General features: G+C 64.4%; 2 protein-coding genes. Both read right to left on the bottom strand.

Annotation, left to right across the window (positions count from 1 at the left end):
- Positions 1–237: 237 nt before the first annotated feature.
- Entirely contained in the window at positions 238–3087 is a 2850-nt protein-coding gene (locus AC3AYF_RS19180; RefSeq protein ID WP_295041155.1) for a valine--tRNA ligase, read from the bottom strand.
- Positions 3088–3237: 150 nt separating this feature from the next.
- A complete protein-coding gene (locus AC3AYF_RS19175; protein WP_149433587.1) occupies positions 3238–3663 on the bottom strand; it encodes a DNA polymerase III subunit chi in 426 nt (141 codons plus the stop codon).
- Positions 3664–3797 lie beyond the last annotated feature (134 nt).

Raw genomic sequence — 3797 nt, 5'->3', positions numbered from 1 at the left:
GCTCAGCAACAGCAGAAGGCCGGTAACGTTGAGCCCTAACAGGCGTTTCCATTGTGTGTTCATACGTCGCTCGCAGGTGAGTCGTCTGCGACGATTATAGTTTAAGCATTTTATAAGGAACAGTGTTCTATAACTGCCGTGGCGTTTCGCCGCGTCGGGGCTGACCTCCTCGTCATGAAAAGCCCCCGACGAATGGCGGGGGCTGGGAGGTTGCGGGTAGCGCTTGCTGGCCCCGGATCAGTCGAGTTCGGCGATCTTGTTGCGCTGCTCGACCAGGTGCTGGCGTGCTGCCAGGTACTCCTTGAGCTTGCCGCGTTCCTTCTCGACCACTGCCTCGGGCGCCTTGGCGGTGAAGCTTTCGTTGCCGAGCTTCCTCTCGATGCCGACGATCAGCTTGTCCTGCTTGTCGATCTCCTTGGCGAGACGCGCAAGCTCGGCCTCCTTGTCGATCAGGTCGGCCATCGGCACCAGCACTTCCATGTCGCCGACCAGTTGCGTCGCCGACAGCGGCGCCTGGTCCGGATCGTCGAGCCAGGTCACGCTCTCGAGCTTGGCCAGTTTGGACAGGAACAGGCGGTTGGCGTCGAGGCGCTCGCGATCGCCGGTGGCGCCTTTGGTCAGCAGGGCATCCAGCGGCTTGCCGGGAGCGATGTTCATCTCGGCGCGGATGTTACGGATGGCGACGATCACGCCCTTGAGCCACTCGATGTCGCGAATCGACTGCTCGTCGATGCGTGAGGCGTCCGCTTCCGGCCACGGCTGGGTCATCAGGCTGTCGTCATCCTTCGACCGGGTTCCGGCCAGCGGCGCGACGCGCTGCCAGATCTCCTCGCTGATGAACGGCATCATCGGATGGGCCAGGCGGAGAATCACCTCGAGCACGCGAACCAGCGTGCGACGGGTGCCGCGCTTGGCTTCCTCGGAGGCGTTCTCGTCCCACAGCACCGGCTTGGAGAGCTCCAGATACCAGTCGCAGTACTCGTTCCAGACAAAGTCGTAGAGCGCCTGGGAGGCGTGATCGAAACGATACTCTTCCAGCGCCTTGGTGACCTGGGCTTCGGTCTGCTGCAGGCGGGAGATGATCCAGCGGTCGGCCAGCGACAGCTCGACGCTCTCGCCGCCGAGGCCGACATCCTGGTCTTCCGCGTTCATCAGCACGTAGCGCGAGGCGTTCCACAGCTTGTTGCAGAAGTTGCGGTAACCGTCGAGGCGGCCCATGTCGAACTTGATGTCGCGTCCGGTGGTGGCCAGCGACAGGAAGGTGTAGCGCAGGGCGTCGGTGCCGTGGGCCTCGATGCCTTCCGGAAACTCGCTGCGGGTCGCCTTCTCGATTGCGCGGGCCTTCTGCGGCTGCATCATGTTGCCGGTGCGCTTGGCCACCAGGGTTTCCAGGTCGATACCGTCGATCAGATCGATGGGATCGAGCACGTTGCCCTTGGACTTCGACATCTTCTGGCCCTGGGCGTCGCGCACCAGGCCGTGAACGTAGACGGTCTTGAACGGGACCTCGCCGGTGAAGTGGCCGGTCAGCATGATCATCCGCGCGACCCAGAAGAAGATGATGTCGAAACCGGTGACCAGCACGCTGGTGGGGTGGAAGGTCTCGAGTTCCGGGGTCTTCTCGGGCCAGCCCAGGGTACCGAAGGTCCACAGCCCGGAGCTGAACCAGGTGTCGAGCACGTCGTCGTCCTGGGTCAGCGTGACGTCGGCGGCGATTCCGTGCTTCTCGCGCGCCTCCGCCTCGGTGCGGGCGACGAACACATTGCCCTCGGCGTCGTACCAGGCGGGAATGCGGTGGCCCCACCACAGCTGGCGGGAGATGCACCAGTCCTGCAGGTCGCGCATCCAGGCGAAGTACATGTTCTCGTAGTTCTTGGGCACGAACTCGATGTCGCCGTTCTCCACCGCCTCGATCGCCGGCTTGGCCAGCTTCTCGACCGCGACGAACCATTGGTCCGTCAGCAGCGGCTCGATGACGTCGCCGGAGCGGTCGCCGTAGGGGAGGGTGTTGGTGACCGTCTCGATCCGTTCGAGCAGGCCGGCGGCGTCCATGTCGGCAACGATGCGCTCGCGCGCGACGTAGCGATCCAGCCCGGCGTAGGCGGCGGGCAGCGTGACGTCGACGTCCGCCAGCGCCCGACCCTGCAGGTCGAAGGCTTCGGCACGCTCGAGAATGGTCGCGTCTTGCGAGAAGACGTTGATCAGCGCGTGGTCGTGGCGCTTGCCGACCTCGTAGTCGTTGAAGTCGTGGGCCGGGGTGATCTTGACGCAGCCCGAACCCTTCTCCATGTCGGCGTGCTCGTCGGCGATCACCGGAATCCGGCGGCCGACCAGCGGCAGTTCGATGAACTTGCCGATCAGCGAGGCGTAGCGCGGATCTTCCGGATTGACCGCCACCCCGGTGTCGCCGAGCAGCGTCTCCGGGCGGGTAGTGGCGACGACCAGGTACGCCTTGCCGTCGGCGGTGGTGACGCCGTCGGCCAGCGGGTAGCGGAAGTGCCAGAACTGGCCCTGCTGCTCGCGGTTCTCCACTTCGAGATCGGAAATCGCGGTGTGCAGCGTCGGGTCCCAGTTGACCAGGCGCTTGCCGCGATAGATCAGGCCCTCGTCATGCAGGCGCACGAACACTTCCTGCACCGCCTTGTAGAAGCCGTCGTCCATGGTGAAGCGCTCGCGGCTCCAGTCGACGCTGGCGCCCATGCGCCGCAGCTGGCGGGTGATATGGCCGCCGGACTCCTCCTTCCACTCCCAGATCTTGGCGGTGAACGCGTCGCGGCCGAGATCGTGGCGGCTCTTGCCTTCCTCGGCCGCGACCTTGCGCTCCACCAGCATCTGGGTGGCGATGCCGGCGTGATCGGTTCCCACCTGCCACAGCGTGTTGTTGCCGCGCATCCGCTTCCAGCGCACCAGCGTGTCCATGATCGTGTCCTGGAAGGCGTGGCCCATGTGCAGGCTGCCGGTCACGTTGGGCGGCGGGATCATGATCGAGAAGGGTGCGCCTTCGCCGCTCGGCGCGAAACGGTTGTCGGCTTCCCAGCGTTCATACCAGCGGGTTTCGATCTGATCGGGTTGGTACGTCTTGTCCATGGCGGCTATCGGGCTCGAATCGGTGACGACGACACGCGGCACGGCGAAATGCCGCGTAGCGAAAAATGGCGGGGATTATACCTTGTCGATGGCCGCGGAGTCAGGCCGGCGTGTCGGATACGAGGGCAGGGCATCAGCCGTTGCCTCGGGTCAGAGCTTGTGTGCCTCGACCCGATACCCCCGATCCTTGTAGGTCTTCCAGCAGGCGCGCTTGGTACGCAGCACGTCCTGATGCTGGTTGATGATCTCGGCGACGCGCTCCAGCCGCGAGAACCACTCGGGAATCTCGTCGTTCAGATTGAGCATCGCCTGCACGCCCGGTTCCGGCACGGTTTCCCAGCCGATCGTCACCGGCGGAGGCGGCTCCATGGCATCCCCCGCGACGCGATGCGGGACGTAGCTCTCCTCGCGGAACGTCCACAGCAGCTCGTCGAGCTCGCGGGCCATGGTTTCGTCCTGGGTATGGATATGCAGCTGATAACCCTTGCGATAGATCGTCTCCGCCAGTCGACAGGCGAAGCTCAACCGCGCTTCCAGCGTGGTATCGGGCAGGATGTAGAAATCGACTTTGGTCATAAATCCCCTTCGGGGAGCTGTAAGCGGTAAGAGCGGCGCTTCGCGCCTGGAAGCGGGAAGAAGGACAATCCGGGCTACGGGCTACGGGCTACGGGCTACGGGCTACGGGCTACGGGCTAAGAGCTAAGAGCTAA

This window comes from Salinicola sp. (assembly GCF_982684285.1).
This window is presented reverse-complemented; position numbering and strand designations above follow the sequence as displayed.

Coding starts and splice junctions, on each gene's coding strand:
- AC3AYF_RS19180 (WP_295041155.1), bottom strand. CDS start 3,087: ATGGACAAGACGTACCAACCCGATCAGATCGAAACCCGCTGGTATGAA.
- AC3AYF_RS19175 (WP_149433587.1), bottom strand. CDS start 3,663: ATGACCAAAGTCGATTTCTACATCCTGCCCGATACCACGCTGGAAGCG.